The organism is Arthrobacter sp. SRS-W-1-2016 (assembly GCF_002009585.1).
GTDB lineage: Bacteria > Actinomycetota > Actinomycetes > Actinomycetales > Micrococcaceae > Arthrobacter > Arthrobacter bambusae_A.
In genome coordinates this window covers 108,040-127,909 of the sequence record NZ_MTPV01000039.1, presented here as the reverse complement: position 1 = coordinate 127,909, position 19,870 = coordinate 108,040, and the positions used below count along the sequence as shown (strand labels likewise).

Annotated in this window: 20 protein-coding genes; 16 read left to right on the top strand and 4 right to left on the bottom strand. The window is 65.2% G+C overall.

The window, feature by feature from the left end:
• The first annotated feature begins 152 nt into the window (after positions 1–152).
• From BMF89_RS09790 to BMF89_RS09720, 15 genes are all read left to right on the top strand, one after another.
• On the top strand, positions 153–1,583 hold the full coding sequence (locus BMF89_RS09790; protein ID WP_078106892.1) for an aldehyde dehydrogenase family protein: 1,431 nt from the start codon (positions 153–155) through the stop codon (positions 1,581–1,583).
• Between the two features lie 22 nt (positions 1,584–1,605).
• Positions 1,606–3,555, top strand: a complete 1,950-nt coding sequence (iolD, locus tag BMF89_RS09785; RefSeq protein ID WP_078106891.1) for a 3D-(3,5/4)-trihydroxycyclohexane-1,2-dione acylhydrolase (decyclizing) — start codon at positions 1,606–1,608, stop codon at positions 3,553–3,555.
• Positions 3,552–4,349: an aldolase/citrate lyase family protein gene (locus BMF89_RS09780; RefSeq protein WP_078106890.1), complete on the top strand. Its 798-nt coding sequence runs from the start codon at positions 3,552–3,554 to the stop codon at positions 4,347–4,349. The genes iolD and BMF89_RS09780 overlap by 4 nt, the downstream gene beginning before the upstream one ends.
• Positions 4,350–4,378: 29 nt before the next feature.
• Positions 4,379–5,590 carry a Gfo/Idh/MocA family oxidoreductase gene (locus tag BMF89_RS09775; RefSeq protein ID WP_078106889.1) on the top strand — a complete coding sequence of 404 codons (1,212 nt, stop codon included), beginning with the start codon at positions 4,379–4,381 and terminating at the stop codon, positions 5,588–5,590.
• A gap of 35 nt (positions 5,591–5,625) precedes the next feature.
• Positions 5,626–6,609, top strand: coding sequence for a LacI family DNA-binding transcriptional regulator (locus tag BMF89_RS09770; RefSeq protein WP_253190779.1), 984 nt, complete (start codon positions 5,626–5,628; stop codon positions 6,607–6,609).
• Between the two features lie 71 nt (positions 6,610–6,680).
• Positions 6,681–7,613: a hydroxyacid dehydrogenase gene (locus tag BMF89_RS09765; RefSeq protein ID WP_078106887.1), complete on the top strand. Its 933-nt coding sequence runs from the start codon at positions 6,681–6,683 to the stop codon at positions 7,611–7,613.
• A gap of 91 nt (positions 7,614–7,704) precedes the next feature.
• Positions 7,705–8,736 (top strand): inositol 2-dehydrogenase, encoded by a 1,032-nt coding sequence (gene iolG / locus BMF89_RS09760; protein ID WP_078106886.1) that lies wholly within the window; start codon positions 7,705–7,707, stop codon positions 8,734–8,736.
• 2 nt (positions 8,737–8,738) lie between these two features.
• The gene (locus BMF89_RS09755) at positions 8,739–9,518 is read left to right on the top strand and encodes an SDR family oxidoreductase (protein WP_078106885.1); all 780 of its coding nucleotides are present in this window, start codon (positions 8,739–8,741) and stop codon (positions 9,516–9,518) included.
• Positions 9,515–10,402 carry a sugar phosphate isomerase/epimerase gene (locus BMF89_RS09750; protein WP_216353808.1) on the top strand — a complete coding sequence of 296 codons (888 nt, stop codon included), beginning with the start codon at positions 9,515–9,517 and terminating at the stop codon, positions 10,400–10,402. The genes BMF89_RS09755 and BMF89_RS09750 overlap by 4 nt, the downstream gene beginning before the upstream one ends.
• Positions 10,399–11,424: a Gfo/Idh/MocA family oxidoreductase gene (locus tag BMF89_RS09745; protein WP_078106884.1), complete on the top strand. Its 1,026-nt coding sequence runs from the start codon at positions 10,399–10,401 to the stop codon at positions 11,422–11,424. Before BMF89_RS09750 ends, BMF89_RS09745 begins: the two co-directional genes overlap by 4 nt.
• On the top strand, positions 11,424–12,917 hold the full coding sequence (locus BMF89_RS09740; RefSeq protein WP_078106883.1) for a CoA-acylating methylmalonate-semialdehyde dehydrogenase: 1,494 nt from the start codon (positions 11,424–11,426) through the stop codon (positions 12,915–12,917). The genes BMF89_RS09745 and BMF89_RS09740 overlap by 1 nt, the downstream gene beginning before the upstream one ends.
• A 130-nt stretch (positions 12,918–13,047) precedes the next feature.
• Positions 13,048–13,503, top strand: coding sequence for an SRPBCC family protein (locus tag BMF89_RS09735; RefSeq protein WP_078106882.1), 456 nt, complete (start codon positions 13,048–13,050; stop codon positions 13,501–13,503).
• On the top strand, positions 13,500–14,042 hold the full coding sequence (locus tag BMF89_RS09730) for a GNAT family N-acetyltransferase (protein ID WP_078106881.1): 543 nt from the start codon (positions 13,500–13,502) through the stop codon (positions 14,040–14,042). The genes BMF89_RS09735 and BMF89_RS09730 overlap by 4 nt, the downstream gene beginning before the upstream one ends.
• Before the next feature lie 31 nt (positions 14,043–14,073).
• Positions 14,074–14,277 carry a helix-turn-helix domain-containing protein gene (locus BMF89_RS09725; protein ID WP_078106904.1) on the top strand — a complete coding sequence of 68 codons (204 nt, stop codon included), beginning with the start codon at positions 14,074–14,076 and terminating at the stop codon, positions 14,275–14,277.
• Positions 14,278–14,284: 7 nt separating this feature from the next.
• Positions 14,285–14,749 (top strand): Clp protease N-terminal domain-containing protein, encoded by a 465-nt coding sequence (locus BMF89_RS09720; RefSeq protein WP_078106880.1) that lies wholly within the window; start codon positions 14,285–14,287, stop codon positions 14,747–14,749.
• 15 nt (positions 14,750–14,764) lie between these two features.
• Here the strand turns inward: BMF89_RS09720 and BMF89_RS09715 are convergent, their stop codons facing one another.
• Genes BMF89_RS09715 through BMF89_RS09705 form a run of 3 tightly spaced genes read right to left on the bottom strand, consistent with a single transcriptional unit; the run spans position 14,765 to position 17,259 of the window.
• On the bottom strand, positions 14,765–15,166 hold the full coding sequence (locus BMF89_RS09715) for a VOC family protein (protein ID WP_078106879.1): 402 nt from the start codon (positions 15,164–15,166) through the stop codon (positions 14,765–14,767).
• Positions 15,167–15,175: 9 nt separating this feature from the next.
• Entirely contained in the window at positions 15,176–16,543 is a 1,368-nt protein-coding gene (locus BMF89_RS09710) for a HAMP domain-containing sensor histidine kinase (protein ID WP_139359615.1), read from the bottom strand.
• Entirely contained in the window at positions 16,540–17,259 is a 720-nt protein-coding gene (locus BMF89_RS09705; protein ID WP_078106878.1) for a response regulator transcription factor, read from the bottom strand. The genes BMF89_RS09710 and BMF89_RS09705 overlap by 4 nt, the downstream gene beginning before the upstream one ends.
• Positions 17,260–17,427: 168 nt before the next feature.
• On the opposite strand from BMF89_RS09705, the gene BMF89_RS09700 reads away from it, so the two are divergent.
• Positions 17,428–17,940: a hypothetical protein gene (locus BMF89_RS09700; RefSeq protein ID WP_078106877.1), complete on the top strand. Its 513-nt coding sequence runs from the start codon at positions 17,428–17,430 to the stop codon at positions 17,938–17,940.
• A gap of 112 nt (positions 17,941–18,052) precedes the next feature.
• On the opposite strand, the gene BMF89_RS09695 is transcribed toward BMF89_RS09700, so the two are convergent.
• Positions 18,053–19,639: an MFS transporter gene (locus BMF89_RS09695; RefSeq protein WP_078106876.1), complete on the bottom strand. Its 1,587-nt coding sequence runs from the start codon at positions 19,637–19,639 to the stop codon at positions 18,053–18,055.
• Between the last annotated feature and the right edge of the window lie 231 nt (positions 19,640–19,870).

Below are 19,870 nucleotides of genomic sequence, written 5' to 3'. Positions count from 1 at the left end.
GGCCGAACTCGCCCACGAACTCGAACAACTCGGCGGACACACCCAAGCCCTCAAGGAAGTCCAAGCCGAAGTCGCCGAAGTCACCGACGCGGCATACGAAAGCAACGCCAAGCGCCACTAAGCGCGAACGTCTACAACCTGATGGAGCCACCATGGAAATGCTCATAGCCGGAAACTGGCGCGGCGCCGCCGACGGACGGACCGAGGAAGTCCGCTCACCCTTCGACGGCCGGACGATCGACACTGTCCCCGTAGCGACGGTCCAGGACGCCCAGGCCGCCCTTGACCGGGCCGAGATCGGCGCCCACCTGCAAAGGACCACGCCGGCCCATGTCCGCGTCGACATCCTCCTGCGGGCAGCCGCACTCGCGGATGAACGCGCCGAGGACATCGCCCAGACCATTAGCGCCGAAACCGGGAAGCCCATCACGGAGGCGCGGGGCGAGGCCAGCCGCTCCGGCAACATCATCCGCCTTGCTGCCTATGAGGGAAGCCAGCTGTATGGTTCCACGCTTCCCTTGGACGCAAACGCCGGGACAGGTTTGGACAAGATCGGCTTCACGTTGCGGCAGCCTGTGGGCATCGTCGTCGCCATCACGCCGTTCAACTACCCGGCCCTGCTGGTGTTGCACAAAATCGCACCCGCGCTGGCAGCCGGTAACGCCGTCGTACTTAAACCGGCCCGCGCAACGCCGCTGACGGCGCTGAAGCTGGCACAGTGCTTCGTCGACGCCGGCCTGCCGCCTGAGGCCCTGTCCGTGATCACCGGACCCGGCAGCTCCCTGGGCGACGTGCTGGTGACGGACCCGCGGGTCCGCAAGGTGTCCTTCACAGGCTCCACCAGCACCGGGACGCACATCAGCTCGATCGCGGGCGTGAAGAAGCTGTCCCTGGAGCTGGGCGCTTCATGCCCGGTGATCATCCTGCCGGACGCCGATCTCGAACTCGCCGCCACCGCAGTGGCTGCCGGCGGCTATGTCAACGCGGGCCAGGTGTGCATCTCGGTGCAGCGGGTCATCGTTGACCGTCGCGTCGAGAAAGACTTCCTGGATGCGTTGGTCCCGAAGGTCGAAGCGATCGCCGTGGGCAATCCCAAGGAAGAGGACACCCGGCTCGGCTCGCTGATCTCCGAAGAGGAAGCAGCACGCGTCCACACCTCCATCCTTGAAGCCCGCCATTCGGGCGCCCGGGTCCTCACCGGCGGTGACCGTGACGGCGCCGTGGTGACTCCCGCCGTCGTCGCGGGGGTCGACCCCCGGTCGCCGCTGAGCCGGAACGAATTGTTCGGACCCGCCGTCGCAGTCTCGTCCGCGCAGGACATGGAGAGCGCCATCGCGATGGCGAACGACAACGAGTACGGACTGGGCGCCGGCATCTTCACGAACGACGTCGCCGGAGCGGTCCAGGCCATGCGGCAGATCGACGCCGGCAACATCCACATCAACTGGTCGCCGCTGTGGCGGGCCGACCTCATGCCCTACGGCGGCTTGAAAGGCAGCGGGATCGGCAAGGAAGGCGTCCGTTCCGCTGTCCAGGAAATGACCGAAGAGAAGACGGTCGTCCTGCACGGGCGCCCCTGGTAACCACGACAACGGGAATAAGGCAATGACCACACCATCGCAGACCATCAGGCTCACCACGGCCCAAGCGGTCATCAAGTACCTGTCCGCACAGTATTCGCTGGCCGACGGCGTCCGCCGCCGCCTGGTCCCCGCAGCCCTCGGCATCTTCGGCCACGGCAACGTGGCCGGCCTGGGACAGGCCTTGGACGAACTGGCCGACGACATGCCGTTCATCCAAGGCCGGCATGAGCAGTACCTGGCCCATATCTCCACCGCGTATGCCAAGGCGAGCCGTCGCCAGGCAGTCCTCGCCGTCACTGCCTCCATCGGCCCGGGCGCGCTCAACCTCGTCACCGCCGCCGGCCTGGCAACCGTCAACCGGATCCCGCTGCTGCTCTTGCCGGGCGACACCTATGCCACCCGGCACCAGGGCCCGGTGCTGCAGCAACTCGAACACCCCACCGAGGCCGATGCCACGGTCAACGACGCGTTCCGGCCCGTATCGCGGTTCTTCGACCGGATCAACCGCCCGGAGCAGCTCCTGACCGCCCTTCCGCAGGCAATGCGCGTGCTCACGAGCCCCACTGACACCGGCGCCGTGGTCATTTCGCTGCCCCAGGACGTGCAGTCCCATGCCTACGACTTCCCGGCCGAATTCTTCGAGCCGCGCGATTGGAAGATCCGGCGGCCGCTGCCGGACCTGGAAGAGGTCGACGACGTCGCCCGGCTCATCCGCTCTGCCGAGCGTCCGGTGATCATCGCCGGCGGTGGCATCCACTACTCCGACGCCCACGCCGCACTCGAGGCGCTGGCGGGACAGACGGGAATTCCCGTCGTCGAGACCTTCGGCGGCAAGGGCGCCGTGACCAAGGACGAATGGTGGCAAGTGGGCGGCGTCGGACTGGAGGGCAACTTCGCGTCCAATACCCTGGTCAAGCAAGCCGACCTGGTCCTGAGCGTCGGCACCCGCCTCACCGACTTCGCCACCGGCTCCCAGTCGATCTTCGAAAACCCGGACGTGCGGTTCGCATCCTTGAACATCGTGGACGCCGATACCCGCAAGCAAGGCGCCACCGGCATCCTCGCGGACGCCCGCTTGGGCCTGGAAGCACTTGCCCGGGCCTTGGAAGGGCACAGCACCGCCGAAAACTGGCAGGAAACTGTCCATTCCGAGAAAGCGAAGTGGGCCCCGATCCGATCCCAATGGCTCGACGCCGACACTGCCTACCGCCCCGAAGACCACCCGGACGCGCCGGTCACCGGAGCCGTCCTGACCCAGCCGCAACTGATCGGACTGATGCAGGAGCACGCCCGCTCCGGCGACACCATCATCGCCGCGGCCGGAGGACCTCCCGGTGACCTGCAAAAAGTCTGGGACGCCACGGGCAACCGCAATTGCCACCTGGAATTCGGCTTCTCCTGCATGGGCTACGAAATCGCGGCAGGCATGGGCGTCCGCCTGGCAGAGGGCAACAACGACAACCGCGTGGTCACCTTCATCGGCGACGGCACGTTCCTCATGGCACCCACCGAAATCCTCACGGCGGCCCAGGAAGGACTCAACGTCACGGTGGTCGTCTCCGAAAACCACGGTTACCAGGTCATCCACCGCCTCCAGATGAACCGCATGGGACGCGAGTTCGGCAACGAGTTCCGCTACCGCACCACCGGTGGAAGCGTCGCCGTCGACGACGCCCCCAAGGCGCGGCTGGACGGCGATTACCTCAAGGTGGACCTGCGGCAGATCGCCGAAGGCCTGGGCGCCCTCGCTATCCGGGCAAGCACTGCGGCAGAGGTCCGGGAAGCGCTGGCCTCCACCCGCGACACCCAAGGACCAGTCGTGATCGTGGTGCCAACCGTTCCCCACGTCGACCTGCCCGGCGGCGATGTCTGGTGGGACGTAGCTCCCGCAGAAGTGTCCGGTCAGGAATGGGTCCGCACCCTCCGCGCCGACTACGAGCAGGCAAAGAGCCGCCAGCGGTGGTTCGGATGAGCGCCTCGGGCGGCAGCAATTACGACGGCGGACCGCTCGACGGCGGCCGGCTGCGGCGCCGCTTGGCGGCCGGGGAAGTCACGGTGGGGACCTTCGTTGGCATGGCTTCGGCCACCACGGTGGAAGTGTGCGCCGCTGCCGGCGCGGACTGGGTCCTCATCGATCTTGAGCATGGTTCCGGCGGTGAAGATGCCGTGCGCGACGGTGTCCTTGCGGCCGGAAGCTACGGCGTCCCCACTCTTGTCCGCGTGGAGAGCGGGGAGCGGATCCGCATCGGTCGCGTGCTCGATCAAGGCGCGGCAGGCATCATGGTGCCCCGACTGAACACCGTTGAAGAAGCCAAGCAAACCGTGAAGCACATGCTCTATCCGCCCTACGGCGACCGTGGCGTGGCAACCTACAACCGCTCCTGCCGCTGGGGCATGGACAGGGCTCCGCTGAGCGCGGACCAGCAGTCAACCGTCGGAATCGTCCAGATCGAAACCCTCGACGCACTCGAGCACGTCGAGGAGATCGCGGCGCAGGACGGCGTGGATGTCCTCTTCGTCGGACCGATGGACATGTCCTTCGCCCTGGGTGTGCCGATGCAACTGGATAGCAGCGCCTTCCAAGAAGCACTGCAACGGGTGGTCGCCGCCGCGCAGCTGCACAACAAAGCGGCCGGCATCCTCGCTGTGGACGGCATGGCGGCAGCCAAGTATGTCCGCCAGGGCTTCCGGTTCGTGGCCATTGGCTCGGACTCCACCATTATGGCGGCGGCGTTCCGCGACGCTTTTGACACCGCCCGCAACTGACAAGAATTTTCAATGAGAAAGGCAATAACGTGAGCCAAGAATCCCGCACAGTCGGTGTAGGCCTCATCAGCGTCGGATGGATGGGAAAGCTCCACTCGCGCGCCTACCAGACGGTCCCCTACGCCTACCCGGAGCTCGGCTTGACCACCAAGCTCGTCATCGCGGCGGACACGGCACCGGACCGGGTGGACTACGCCCGCGATGTCCTTGGCTTCGCGGAGGGCACCACCGACTACCACGATGTCCTGAACCACCCGGACGTCGACGTCGTTTCCATCTGCGCCCCCAACTTCCTGCACGCCGAAATCGGCATCGCGGCGGCCAAAGCCGGCAAGCACTTCTGGATCGAAAAGCCCGTCGGACGCGGCTACGAGGAAACCGCAGCCGTGCAGGAAGCCGCCGTGGAGGCCGGCGTCGTGACTTCCATCGGCTACAACTACCGCCACGCCCCGGCAGTGGAGCACGCCAGGAAGCTCATCGCGGACGGGCGGCTCGGCCGCATCACGAACGTCCGCGCCGTGTTCTTCTCCGGGTACGCGTCCGAACCCAACGGTGCGCTGTCCTGGCGCTTTGACCGGAAACTTGCCGGTACCGGCGTGCTGGCGGACCTGTTCAGCCACGCAACGGACCTGTGCCAATATGTAGTTGGGCCGATCGCCGAGGTAACCGCGCTCACAAGCACGGTCTACACGCAGCGCCCCAAGCTGGCGATGGGGTCAGGGACGCACTTCGCGGTGATCGAAAACGGTGAAATGGGAGAGGTCGAGAATGAGGACTACGCTGCAGCGCTGGTCCGATTCGGCCCGTCCGCCCGCGGGGCTGGCGCCGTCGGCACCATCGAATCCTCCCGCGTTGCCGTTGGACCCGAATGCGGTTACCAGATCGAGGTCTACGGGACCGAAGGCTCGCTCAAATGGGACTTCGAGCGCATGAACGAACTCAAGGTCTGCCTGGGCCGCAATAACGACGAGCAGGGCTACACCACCGTCAACGCCAGCCCGCGCCATGGGGATTACTCCCACTTCCAACCTGGGCCCGGCAACAGCATGGGGTTTGACGACCTCAAGGTCATCGAGGCCAAGAAGTTCCTCGTTGCCGTCACCGGAGGAGCGCAGGATAACTCCAACATCCACGACGCCGCTTCGGCCGCTGCCATTGTCAGCGCCGCGGAAGCGTCCTCGCTGTCCGGTCAATGGCAGAAGATCGAGGAAATCCACGGCACCACGGCAGCGCGGGCATAACCATGGCACCTCCATCCGCCCGGCGGCCGACGATCATGGACGTGGCAGAACGCGCTGGCGTTTCCAAGTCCTTGGTCTCACTCGTGCTGCGCGACTCACCGCGCGTCAGCGACGAACGCCGCCAGCGGGTGCTCAAGGCTGTTGAGGAGATGGGCTTCGAGTTGAACCTCGCGGCCCGGTCACTGGCAACACGGGAAAGCGGAACCATTGGCGTGCTGGTCAGCGACATGCACAATCCGTGGGCCTTCGACGTCGCCGACGCCGCACGGACCGTACTTGAAGAGGCCGGGCACACCGTCCTCTTCAGTGCGGTCACGGCGGCGGGCAGGGGAGTGGACCAGTCCATCCTGCAGGCCTTCCGGGACTTGCGGGTCGCAGGGCTGCTCGTCGTCGGAACTGTGCCTGACAAAGCACCGTTCAGCCGCGCCGTTTCCGGAGGGGCTGTGGTCTTTGCCGGTGGCGGACCGGACTACATCGACACCGCCGACATCGTGCGAAGCGACGACGCCCTCGGCATGTCCATGGTTGTTGAGCACTTGATCGCCCAGGGACACGAGAACATCGTGCACCTCGGCGGTCTCGGTGGCTCGGTTGGACGGGAACGCGTGGACGGTTATTCGGCGGCAATGGAAGAGCACGGGTTGGCCCGCTATATCCGCGTGGTCGACGCCGACTTCTTCCAGGAGTCCGGCTATGTTGCCGCGCAACGTGCCCTGGCCTCCCGCTCCGAGCACCAGCGCCCCACAGCGCTGGCCTGCATCAACGACCTCGCCGCATTTGGAGCCATGACAGCTGCCGATGAACGCGGCGTCGAAATAGCCGTCACCGGTTATGACAACATCGCGCTCGGTGCCATGCCGCGCCTGGGACTGACCACCGTCGACCCGGACAGCTCCACCATCGGCGTCACGGGGGCCAAGACCCTCCTGGAACGCATCCATGGTGAAGGCAGCGGGTTCGTCCACCATTCCGTCACGCCCCACTTGGTCGTGCGGAAATCCAGTCTCCTGGGCCTCTAACTTTCTAGACCTATCAGCGGTCGCCATTCCCGGCGCCGCCCACATACCCCTCCACATCTTCAAGGATGACGATGGCTTCCATAACCACACCCCAAATCTTTGTCGCTCTCGGCAGCGTCGAGCCAGACCTCGTGGAACCGCTGCTCTCCGAACACCAGCGGCTCATCCAGGACCCCACCGACGAGGACCTGGCCAACGCCGATGCCGCGATCGTCAGGGCTGCCTACCGCGTGGACCGGGAACTGTTGGACCGCATGCCCGCCCTCAAAGTCATCGCCAGGACCGGCGTCGGAACGGACCTCGTGGACGTCGCCGAAGCGAAGCGACGCGGAATCCCGGTGGTCATCACGCCCGGAAGCAACACCGCCTCGGTGGCCGAAGGCGTGTTCGCCCACCTGCTGGCGCTCGTCAAGAAGCTCTCTCCGCTGACCTCGCTGGTCCGCGAGGGACGCTGGGAGCAACGTGCCGCCGTCGGCGTCGGAGACCTCGAGGGATTCACGCTCGGCATCATCGGTTACGGCCGCATAGGCCGCCGGGTGGCGCGTATCGCCGAGGCCTTCGAGCTGAAAGTCCTGGCCTATGATCCTTTCGCCGAAATCCCCGCCGAGATCCGCTGTGGCACCGTGGAGGAGCTCCTTGCAGGCAGCGACTTCATCACCCTCCACGCGCCCCTGACGCCGGAAAACCACAACCTCATCAACGCGGAGCGGCTCAAGGCCGTGAAGCCCGGAGCGATCCTCATCAACTGCAGCCGCGGCGGCCTCATCGACCTCGACGCCGTCCACGAGGCACTACAGTCCGGGCAGCTCTCGGGGCTCGGCCTGGACGTGTACGATCCCGAGCCGCCCGCCCACCACGCCTTGTTCGACCACGAAAACGTCGTCCTGACTCCGCACCTGATGGGATTCACCCGTCAAGGCATGGCCCACACGGTCAGGGATGCCGCCCAAGGCGCGGTTGACGTCCTCGCGGGCCGCACGCCCGCCGCGGTGGCAACCCCGTGACCGCTCTGAAGCTGGGCACGTACCCGTCCACCATCCAGAACCAACCCACGTCCGGATTTTCCCGGGCAACCCGCTAGAAAGGACCCCACACATGTCCACTGAACGCCCACTGAAGGTCGCGCTGTTCGGTTCCGGCCGCATCGGGCAGGTCCACGCCCGGAACATCGCCGAGCACCCGGACCTGGAACTGGCATGGATCGCCGACCCTTTCATTGAAGGAGCCCGCACGTTGGCGGCCGGGACCGGCGCTATCGCCGTCGAGTCAGCCGACGAGGTTTTCGCGAACGGTGACCTTGACGCCGTCGTGATCGGATCGCCCACCAGCACGCACGTGGACCTGATCTCGCGCGCCATGGCGCAAGGCGTGGCAGCTCTTTGCGAGAAGCCGATCGACCTCGACATCGAGCGTGCGCTCGCTTGCCGCGACGCGATCAAGGGCAACAACACGCCCCTCATGCTTGGGTTCAACCGCCGCTTCGATCCCCACTTCGCGGCCATCCAATCGCGTGTCGCGGCGGGGGAAATCGGCCGCCTCGAACAGCTGACCATTATCAGCCGTGATCCCGCACCTGCGCCCGCTGCCTACATCGCCACCTCCGGCGGGATCTTCCGGGACCAGAGCATCCACGACCTCGACATGGCCAGGTTTTTCGTCCCTGACATCATCGAAGTTTCAGCCACTGGCGCCAACATGTTCTGCGACTACATCGAGGAAGCCGGGGACTTCGACTCGGTTGTCATCACCCTCAAGGGCCGCGACGGCGAGCTGGTCACCATTACCAACTCCCGCCACAGCGCCTTCGGCCACGACCAGCGACTGGAGGCGTTCGGCAGCGAGGGGATGCTCAGCGCAGGCAACGTCACCCCGACGACGGTGCGCAAGTATGGCGCCGCGGGCACCGAAGAGTCTGACGCCTACCTGCCGTTCTTCCTGGAGCGTTACGCCGCGGCTTACCGGAACGAATTGGACAGCTTCGCCAAGGCCATCCGCGCAGGCATCCCCTGCAGCCCGGGGTTCGACGACGGCCTGCAGGCACTCGCCTTGGCCAACGCAGCTGAAGAGTCCGCCCGTTCCGGCCGCGCTGTCAGCATCGAAAATTCGGTCAAGATCGGGCAGCTCTAGCCATGCCACTTCTCCAGGACAAAGTCATCCTGATCAGCGGGGGCACGCAGGGCTTGGGCGCCGGAGTCGCGAGACGCGCGGCGGCCGAGGGTGCAGCCGGGATCGCCGTCACGGGCCGGAACGCGGGATCGGGTGAACGGCTCGCCGCGGAAATCACGGCATCCGGCGTCGAAACCCGGTTCATCAAGACCGATCTTGCCGACGTCGAACAGGCCCGGAACTCGGTGCTTGAGACCATCAGCGTCTTCGGGCAACTCGACTGCGCGGTCAATGCGGCCGGCCTGACCACCCGCGGCACCATGCTGGACACGACGCCCGAGCTCTTCGACGCGCACATCGCAGTGAACCTGAAATCGCCGTTCTTCATCATGGCCGAAACCATCAAGCATCTTTGTAGCAGGGGTGTGCCAGGAAGCATCGTGAACGTCATCTCGATCGCCGAACTCGGCGGGCAGCCGTACTTGGCGCCGTATGTGGCGGCCAAGGCCGGCCTGGCCGGAGCAACCCGCAACGCGGCGCATGCCCACCGTTGGGACAAAATCCGCATCAACGGGCTGGACATCGGCTGGACCGCCACGGACGGCGAAGCCGAAACCCAGAAGAAATTCCACGGCGCGGGGGAGGACTGGCTGGAGAAAGCCAACGCATCCGTCCCCATGGGAAAGCTCGGACAAGTGGACGAGATCGCCGAATTCATTGTCTTTCTCCTCTCCGACCGGAGTGGTGTTGTCACAGGCTCGGTCATCGACTGGGACCAAAACGTATACGGAGGATCAGATTGAGCACCATCACCCAGCGTCTTGCCGCAGCACCCATTTCCTGGGGCGTCTGCGAAGTCCCCGGTTGGGGCCACCAGCTTGAGGCCGACAGGGTCTTGTCCGAAATGACCGCCTTGGGGATCAGCGCCACCGAGTTCGGCCCGGCCGGATTCCTGCCCGAACAAGCCGCCCTACGTGCGGAGGTGCTGAAGCGGCACAACCTCCAGGCCATCGGCGGGTTCTTCCCGGTCATCCTGCACGATCCGTCCAGGAACCCTTTGGATGTTGTGTCCGCCGAGCTGGACGCGTACGAAGCTGCCGGGGCCAGCGTCATGGTCCTCGCTGCGGAGACCGGCGTCGCAGGTTACGATCAGCGCCACGAGCTCGACGCCGAAGGCTGGGAACTGTTCGGCAGGAACCTTGACGCAGTGGTCAAGGCCGCCGCGGACAAGGGCATCCAGGCAGTGGTCCACCCGCACGTGGGAACCATGATCGAAAGCACCTCGGATGTTGACCGGGTCCTCAACGACACCGCGGCGAACCTGTGCCTGGACACCGGCCACCTGCTCATCGGCGGCACCGACCCTGCCCTTCTGGTTCGCGACTACGCCTCGCGGATCGGCCACACCCACCTGAAGGACGTGCGCAAGGCCCTCGCACAGCGGGTCCAGGCCGGCGAGATCTCCTACACCGACGGCGTCAAGGCAGGCATGTACGTGCCCCTGGGACAAGGCGACGTCGGCATCGCCGGAATCGTCCGGAACCTGCTGGACGCCGGTTACGAGGGCTGGTTCACCATGGAGCAGGACACCATCCTGGATTCCGAACCCACCGACGACGGTCCGGTCCGGGACGTCCGCCAGTCGGTCGCGTTCCTGCGCCAGCTCGAAGCGGAAATCGACCGATGAGCGCCGTCCGCTGGGGAGTGCTGACCACGGCACGGATCGCCCAAGGGCGGTTCCTGCCGGCCATGAGCCGGGCCCGGAATGCCGTTGCCTCGGCGATCAGCAGCCCGAACGGAAAGGCGGCCGACGTCGCAGCGCGCTTCGGCATCCCGTCCGCCTATTCTTCCCACGAGGAATTACTGGCCGATCCAAGCATCGAAGCCGTCTACCTGCCTTTCCCCAACTCGTTGCACGCCGACTGGATTGTTGCGGCTGCCGAAGCTGGCAAGGACATCCTCTGCGAGAAGCCGCTCGTCGCCAACACCCACGACTACCACCGGGTTCTGGAAGCCTGCGAACGCAACGGGGTGAACCTCATGGAAGCGTTCATGTACCGCTTCCACCCCCAGCACCAGAAAGTCCGTGAGTTCATCGACTCGGGCAAGATCGGCGAGTTGGTGTCCATGCACGCCCGCTTCCATTTCGTCATGGACCGAAGCGAAGGCGAGGTCCGCCTCCAGCCGGGAATGGACGGAGGTGCGCTTAACGACGTCGGTTGCTACGCCGTCGACATCATGAACATGGTCATGGGCCGCGCACCGGAAACCGTCTTCGGCAAGGGCACAAGCCGCACGGACGCGGTGGAAACCACTATGGCCGCGATCCTGGACTATGGGGACGTCCTGGGAACGTTGGACTGCGGTTTCGAGGGCCCGCGCACCAACACGTTCCAGATTATCGGCACGAAAGGCCACATCACCCTGGACAAGGCTTTCGACCCGGACCCGGGCGAAATTGCCCGCGTTACGGTGTCCTTCCGCGACGGTCGGACTGAGTCTGTCGACATCGGGGAAGACCCGTTCAAGACCGAAATCGAACGGTTCAGTGCGTGGGTGCGCAACTCCGGACCCGAGCTCGTCCAGAGGGAATTGACCGAACAGAACCTGGCCGTCCGCCTGGCGCTCCAGGAATCACTCGCCACCGGCTTGCCGCGGGATGTCAACGACGTTCATGCCGTGGAGCACCACCTACTACAGGAGCAGTAATGACCATCATCAACCACTTCATCAGCGGAACCGAGGCCGCCGGCAGCGGCACGGGCACCAAGCCTGTCTACAACCCGGCCACGGGTGCCGTGACTGCCGAGTTGCGGTTGGCCAACCGCGCCGATTTGGACGCGACGGTTACCATCGCCAAGGAGGCCGCAGCGTCCTGGGGCGATATTTCGCTGGCCAAGCGCACTGCCGTGTTGTTCAAGTTCCGTGAGCTCGTCGCTGCCCATGTGGACGAACTCGCGGCCCTGATCACTGCCGAACACGGCAAGGTCATTTCCGATGCGAAGGGCGAGATCGGCCGGGGCCTGGAGGTCATCGAGTTCGCTTGCGGCATTCCGCAGTTGCTCAAGGGGGAGTACTCGGACCAGGTCTCCACGGGCATCGATGTCTTCTCGTTCCGGGAGCCCGTGGGCGTCGTGGCCGGCATTACTCCATTCAACTTCCCGGTGATGGTGCCGCTGTGGATGGCTCCGATGGCGATCGCGACGGGCAACGCCTTCATCCTGAAGCCTTCGCACCGCGTCCCTTCGGCCGCGATGTTGCTTGCGAAACTGTTCCGAGACGCCGGCTTGCCCGACGGCGTGTTCCAGGTCCTGCACGGTGACCGTGATGTCATCTCCGGGCTCCTCACGCACCCGGACGTGGACGCCATCTCCTTCGTAGGTTCCACCCCTGTCGCGAAGCACATCCTGGAAGTGGCGACGGCGCATGGCAAGCGGGTCCAGGCCCTGGGCGGGGCAAAGAACCACGCGATCGTGCTGCCCGACGCCGACCTGGACAACGCCGCCGACCACCTGGCCGCCGCAGCGTTCGGTTCCGCCGGACAACGGTGCATGGCAATCTCAGTGGCCGTCGCCGTCGGCAATGCCGCGGATCTGCTGGTCAAGAAGGTCGAAGAGCGTGCCCTCGACGTCAAGGTCAAGAACGGTACCGACGCCGACGCCGACATGGGCCCCGTGATCAGCCCCGAGTCCCGGGAGTTCATCGTCAAGACGGTGACCGAGGCGGAGCAGGCCGGCGCCGCCATGGTCGTGGACGGCAGGGACCTCGTGGTTCCTGGGCATGAGGACGGTTTCTGGGTCGGCCCCACCGTGATCGACCACGTCAAGACCGAAATGAGCGCTTACCAGGAGGAGATTTTCGGCCCGGTCCTGGTGGTGGTGCGGGTGGAGGACCTCGATGAAGGCATCAGGCTGATCAACGCCAATCCGTACGGCAACGGCACCGCGATCTTTACCTCCTCGGGGGCGTCCGCCAGGAAATTCCAACGTTCAGTTGACGTTGGCATGATCGGAATCAATGTGCCGTTGCCGGTTCCCGTGGCTTACTACTCCTTCGGCGGCTGGAAGGCCTCGCTCTTCGGCGACAAGCACATCTACGGCCCCGAGGGAGTCTCCTTCTACACCCGAGGCAAGGTCATCACGTCCCGTTGGCCCGAGTCCGCCCACGCTTCGGGAGCGTCGTACAACTTCCCGTCCAACTAGTCCCCACCGGCGTGGGCCCAGCCTCCCACCCAACTGGCTCGCAGTTAGTGTCGTTTTGGAGCCTCATAACGACAACAACTGCGAGCTAGTTGGGTCGACGGGGGTTTCGAAACGGTGGCAGGATCGAAGCATGACTGTGTCGTTCACGTGCCGTACGAATATTGGAATGGAGCCGGGGGAGCTCTTCGATCTCGCCCGCAACGTCGACGCCCACGTTGGCTCCATGGCCAAGTCCCGGGAACGTGCGGTTGCCGGCGTCGTGTCCGGACTGCTCTCGGAAGGCGACGAGGTCACCTGGCAGGCCTGGCATTTCGCGGTACCCCTGCGGATGAGCAGCCGGATCACCCGGTATCGCTTCCCGGAGTCGTTTACGGACGAGCAAGTGCGGGGACCCTTCCGTTTCTTCCGGCACGTGCACGAGTTCCTTCCCGACGACGGCGGCACGCTCATGATCGATCGCGTCGAGTTCGCGGCGCCCTTCGGCGTCGTGGGCCGGCTTGTGGAGAAAGCGTTCCTGGCGCGATACCTGCAGAACCTCATTGAGCAGCGCAACGAATATCTTGCCCGCAACGGTGCCGCCGCATGATCAGGGCGGCACGGCCGGACGAACTTGAACGACTCCGCGGGATCGAATTCGCCGCGGGGGAGATCTTCCGCTCTTGCGGAATGGACGCCATCGCCGACGACGAGCCCCTGACCGTCACGGAGTTGGCGATTTTCCAGTCACGGGGCGGTGCTTTGGTCTTCGCCGACGCATCAGACGATCCGGTGGGCTATCTCCTGGTTGAACACCTCGACGGAAATGCGCACGTGGAGCAGTTGAGTGTCCACCCGTCGCATGCGCGGAGAGGTCTGGGGAGCGAACTGCTCGACGGGGCCGAAAAGTGGGCGCAGGCCGAGGGCCTGGAGTGGCTCACCTTGACCACTTTCCGCGATGTTCCGTGGAATGCGCCCTACTATCGCCGGCTGGGTTTTGAGGACTTGGAACCGGAGCTGTTGGACGACGGACTCCGGGGCATTCTCGAGTGCGAGGGTTTGGTGGGCCTGAGTCGTTGGCCGAGGATCGCCATGCGGCGGCGCGTCAAGTCAATCCTTGCCCAGGACGATTTCGTCAGTTTGGATTGACAGATTCATGCTGTCAGTTCAAACTGACAGCATGAATGGTGATGAGCTGACTTCCCATATCGCGGCGACCGACCCGGCAATTGGCCTCCGCGCCGTTGGTGCCCTGCATCGCCTGGCGGAAAAGGTAGAGGCCACCAATGTGGCCCTCGCGCGGCAGCAGGGCTGGTCCTGGGAACAGATCGGTGATGCCTTGGGCGTCTCCAAGCAGTCGGTCCACGCCAAATACGGAAAGTGAGCCTGCCATGTTTGAACGATTTGCCGGCGAAGCAAGAACTGCTGTCCATGCCGGCGCCGAGGAAGCCAAACGCCGCGGAGACCGGAGAATCGGAACGGACCATCTGCTGCTGGGGCTGCTCCACGACCCCGAGAGCTGCCGGACTTTGGAGACGGACCTCGAATCCGCCCGCGCCCAGCTCGACACCCTCGACCAGCAGGCGCTGGAATCCGTTGGCATCACGATGGGGAACTTCGGTGCCCTGAATACGCCGAAGGGAAGCAGCCGGACTACCTTCACCTCGGCAGCCCGCTCAGTCATTCAGGATTCACTAATACTGACCACCCGGGAGAAGGTCCGAAGAATCACCACGCGGCACCTCCTGCTCGCCCTGCTGGAGCGGCAGGTACCGGATCCGGCTGCCGTCCTGCTCCATAACCTGGGCGTTGATACGGCGGCCCTCAAGGCCCGGCTCCGGAATCCGGGTTCCTAGGCGAATCCCCCGCCCCTACCCCGCAACCAGCTCAACCTCGTAGCCGTCTGTATTCACCAGATAGGCGGCGTAGTGGTCGGCCCCGCCTGCGTGGGGAAACTTGCTTTCGAACATCTCATACCAGCCCGAGTCGGCGCCGAGCTCCCGGAGCCGGTCCACGCTCTCCCTGGTGCCGGCATGGAAGGCGAGGTGGTTGAGGCCAGGTTCTGTCCTGCGGTGGGTGCTTCCCGTGAGCGCCGTGGACTGTTCGATCACGATGTACGTGCCTCCGAGTTTCCAGCTACACCCCTCGGGCCACTCCTGGAATTGTTCGTAGCCCAGTTCGGCCAACAGCCAGCCCCACTCTTCCTGCGCACGGCCGATGTGGGGTACCCAAATCTCTATGTGGTGCAGCGAACCCACTGGAATATCGGCCATGCGCAGAGTCTACGTTTGCGGGGCGCCCGCGGGAATGCCGGGCAACTCCACCACGAACGCCGCGCCGCCCTCAGGCGCCACCCGCACACTGATGCGGCCGCCCACCCGCTGCACGATCCTTGCCGCGATGGACAAGCCCAGTCCGCTTCCAACCGGCCGTTCTCCGCTGTACCTGGCAAAGAGCGCACCGCGTTCGAACGCGACGGCGGCATCCGCCTCCGTGAGGCCAGGGCCGCCGTCGCGCACTTCAACGGTGAGCCCGCTTCCGGTCGCGTAAGCGGCGAGCACAACCGGAGCGCTTTCGGGTGTCGCGCGCAGTGCGTTTTCCAGCAGCCCGTCCACCACTTGGCGCAGCCGCTGGCCGTCGCTGCGGACCGGCAATGGCCCAAGAGGCAGTTCGAGCCGCCCCGCGATCCCGTTCTGGATGCACACCGCCTGCCAGGCCTGCCAGCTCTCGCGCAGGATCAAGGACGCGTCCACAGGTTGCAGTTCCACGCGGAAATCGTCGGACTCAAGCCGTGCCAATTCCAGGAGGTCGCGGACAAAACGGTCCAGGCGGTTGGTTTCGGCGACGAGAGTCCGGCCCACCCCGCTCACGTCGTCTCCGCTGACCACACCGTCGGCAAGCGCCTCCGCGTAGCCCCGCAGCGCGGTGAGGGGTGTCCGGATTTCATGGGAAATGGAGAGCAGGAACTCGCGTTGGCGCCCCTCGCTGGTCCGGAGTGCGGCGTCGAGGGCAGCCAGTGCCTGCGAAACCTCCACCACTTCGGCCGGGCCGCCGGGCGCCACCGCCACGGATCGTTCTCCGGCGGCAAGCCGATGGGCCGAATGTGCCGTGCGAACCAAGGGCCGGCTCAACCATTGCGCCAGAAGGCCACCGGCCACGATGGCGAACACAAGGCAAACGGCGAGGGCAATCAGCATGCGGCTCAGCAGGGGAGCGGCGGCCGCACGGATTTCGGACACCGGCTGCGCCAGCACCACGCCACCGCCGGCCGCCAACGGCCGGGCCTCGAGGACCACGGTGTTTTGCGGACCGTTCACCGATGTCGAGACCGATTTTCCAGCCAAGACGTCCGCGACGGTCTTCGCATCCACCAGCCGCGCCCCGCCGCCACTCACTCGGCCGTCGTTACTGATTTGCGCTAACCTCGCGCCGTGGGTGAGCAGGTCTGCGCGAAGGTCCTGCAGGCTGCCAAGGCTTGATTGCTTGCTCAGGGAATCGGCCTCGACCGCGAGATACTTCTTGGCTTCGTCCACGGCCGTGGCGTTGACCAGTTGCGCCGCCAGCAGGCCGGCAAGCACGACGGCGACGGTCGCGACGGCGGCGATCACCGCCGTCGTGCGCCCCGCCAGCGTGCCGAACCAGCGCCTCACGTGGGTTCCCCGGCCGAGGGACGGGGGCCGGACGATGGGGAAGCCCCCGCCGAATAGCCGACACCGCGGCTCGTCGCGATGGGGGAGTGCCCGCCGAGCTTGGCGCGGAGCTGCGCGATGTGCACATCCACTGTCCGTCCGGCGGCGTAGCTGGCCTGCCCCCACACTGCGGACAGGAGCTGCTCACGGGAAAAGACCCGGCCGGGCTGGGCCATGAGATAGGCGAGGAGGTCGAATTCGGTGGCGGTCAGCGTGAGTTCCTCAGTTCCCGCGCGTGCGGTCCGGTTCAGCGGATCCAGTTCAACGCTGCCAAGCACCAGTGGTTTGGGCCGTGGGGTTCCCTCGGTCCGACGCAGGACCGCCTTGACCCGCGCGACCAGTTCGGAGGGCGAAAACGGCTTGGTGAGATAGTCGTCAGCGCCGAGTTCCAAGCCAAGGACGCGGTCCACCTCCTCATCGCGGGCCGTGACGAACAGCACGGGCGTCCAATCCTCGGCCTGCCTCAATTGCCTGCAGAGCTCGATCCCGTCCAAGCCGGGTAGCCCGACGTCGAGAATCACCGCGACCGGTTTGAGCCGCTTGATCTGTGCCAGCGCCGAAACCCCGTCCCGCTCCACGTGGACGCCGAAACCTGCGCGACCCAGATAGAGGCGCTGGATATCGGCAATTGCCTGTTCATCCTCCGCAATCAGCACCAATCCGCGGCTCTCTTCCATGCGTCCATTCAACAGCAAGGACGGGGTGCCTGGAGTGTCATCGTCAGCCGGCGGGGACGGTTTTACATTCCTCGAACATTGGCCGAACAGTCAGTTCATGCGGCCGGACCAGAGTGTTGTGAAGAGCGCCGGCGGATCGACCCCCGGCCGGAACAAAGGACACGAACCATGAGCAACACCATCCCGAGCCCCGGTACCCCCGTTGAGGGCCGCAAGCGCACCAAGGCCCGCACCGTCGTCGTCGGCGTCCTTGCGGCAGGCCTCCTGCTGGGCGGCGGCGTGATCGCTGCGAACGCGGCTACCTCAAGCGGCACAGGCACGACGGCGGCAGCCACCTCCCAGCCGACAGCAGCGGCTGCCGTCGCGGCCAAAACGGCACTGGCGCGCCACCCGCTGGCGGTTGGCCTGCGGTTCTTCGTCAACGGGGACAGCAGCAAGCCCACCTACGGCCAGCGCGCCGCGAAAATCGCCACCTTCATCCTCGACAAGCGCCCGAAGCTGGCCGCAAAGCTTCCAGCCGCGCTGCAGGCGGACCTGAAGGCGCTGAAGGATGCGGCGGCCGGCGACCGGGTCGCGAAAGCCACCCACATCAGGGACACCGCGTTGAACGGCGGTTACGGCCCGAAGATCCAGGCGCAGGCAAAACGGATGCAGGAGCAGAAGACCGACCGCAAGGCCTGAAGGACAGGGCCTTAAACGACGGCAAGGCTGGTTGTTTGCAGCGATACCGCTACCAAACAACCAGCCTTGCCCCGCCGGCGCGGGCCGCCCGCAGCCCGCGCCCGCAGTCTGCCTAGGCCGGGACGGGGTCCCGATCCGGCTCCGCGGCTACGAGGGTGCCGTTGTCGAACGGCATTTCGTCCAAGTCGATCAATGGGTTGGTGTCCTGGGTTGCCACGAGCTCGCGGGCCTCGGCCTGCGTGTCCACGCTCGGCATGGAACCCGGAAGCGGGCGCTGTGCGGATTCGCGCAGGAAGTAGATGGCGATTGCGCCAACCACTGACGTGCCCATGAGGTAATACGCGGGCATCATGTCATCGCCGGTGGCCTGGATCAAGGAGGCGACAATGAACGGCGTGGTGCCGCCGAAGATCGCTACGGAGAAGTTGTAGGCGATGCCCATCCCCCCATAGCGGCTCGACGTCGGGAACAGCGCCGGGAGCGCGGACGCGAGGTTTGCGACGTAGAACGTGACGGGGAAGGCGATCAGGGCCAGACCGGCAAGCGTGGACCAGATGTCGCCGACGCCAATCAGTAGGAAGGCCGGAACGGCGAACACGACCGTGCTGACGGCGCCGATCCACAGTACGGGCCGGCGGCCGATCCGGTCGGAGAGCTTGCCTGTCAACGGGATGCAGACTGCCATGATGACCAACACGGGGATGGTCAGCAACGTGCCGTGAACGGGATCGTATCCCTTGGACTCGGTCAGGTACGTGGGCATGTAGGAAGTCAGCATGTAGCCCACCGTGTTGGCGGCTGCGGCAAGAATCATGGCGAGGATGATCTGGCGCCAGTAGGCTTTCACGATGCCGATGGGGCCCTTGGCTACCGCGGCGTCGCCCGCTGCGGCATCCGCTGCCAGGGCTTCCTGGGCATCCAAAGTGGCTTGGAACTGGGGTGATTCCTCGATCTTGCTACGGAAGTACACGGCGATGACGCCGAGCGGACCCGCGATGAGGAACGGCAGTCGCCAGCCCCAGTCCTCCATGGCTGACTGGCCGATGGTGAGCTGGAGGATTGATACGAGGGCGGCGCCAAGGGCGAAGCCGATGTAGGAGCCCATGTCCAGGAAGCTCGCGAAGAAGCCGCGGCGCTTGTCCGGAGCGTATTCGCTCACGAAGGTAGTGGCGCCGGCGTATTCGCCGCCCGTCGAGAAACCCTGGACGAGTTTCAGGATGACCAGTAGCGCGGCTGCCCAGATGCCGATTTGTGCGTATCCAGGCAGGAGTCCGACGGCGAAGGTGCTTGCAGCCATCAGCAGGAGTGTTGTGGCGAGCACCTTCTGGCGGCCCACCTTGTCGCCGAGCCAGCCGAAGACAACGCCGCCGAGCGGTCGTGCCACGAAGGTCGCGGCGAATGTTCCCAGGAGGAACAGGGTCTGCACGGACTTATCGGCCTCGGGCAGGAAGACCGGCCCCATCGTGGTGATGAGGTAGCCGAACACGCCGACGTCGTACCATTCCATGGTGTTGCCGACGATCGTGCCGCCGAGTGCTTTTTTCAGCATGGGCTGGTCAACGACGTTGACGTCGGATACCTTGAGTCGACGGCGTGTTGGAAGTTTCAATTTTGAGGCACCGCGTGGTGCGGTCTTGCTCGTTGCAGCAGCGTTCCTAGCGCCTGCTGAAGAGTCGGTAATGCTTCGGTCTGTGGGCATTTGTGTTTCTCCTAGGGAGATCATTTGCTTGCGACATACAGCTGCTCCGCTCTGGGCAGGGTTTCAATTTTACGCGAGATTCGCCGGATCCTAGAGTTGGGCTCCGAAATCCGGGGCCTTTCCGGGCGGTTTTGGGTACAAATGTCTGACATCCATGTGGTCCCTACAGCCCCGGAATCACGCGGATTCTGGCGTGCTCCGGGGGTTCGTTACCAAATTGTTTGGTTCAGG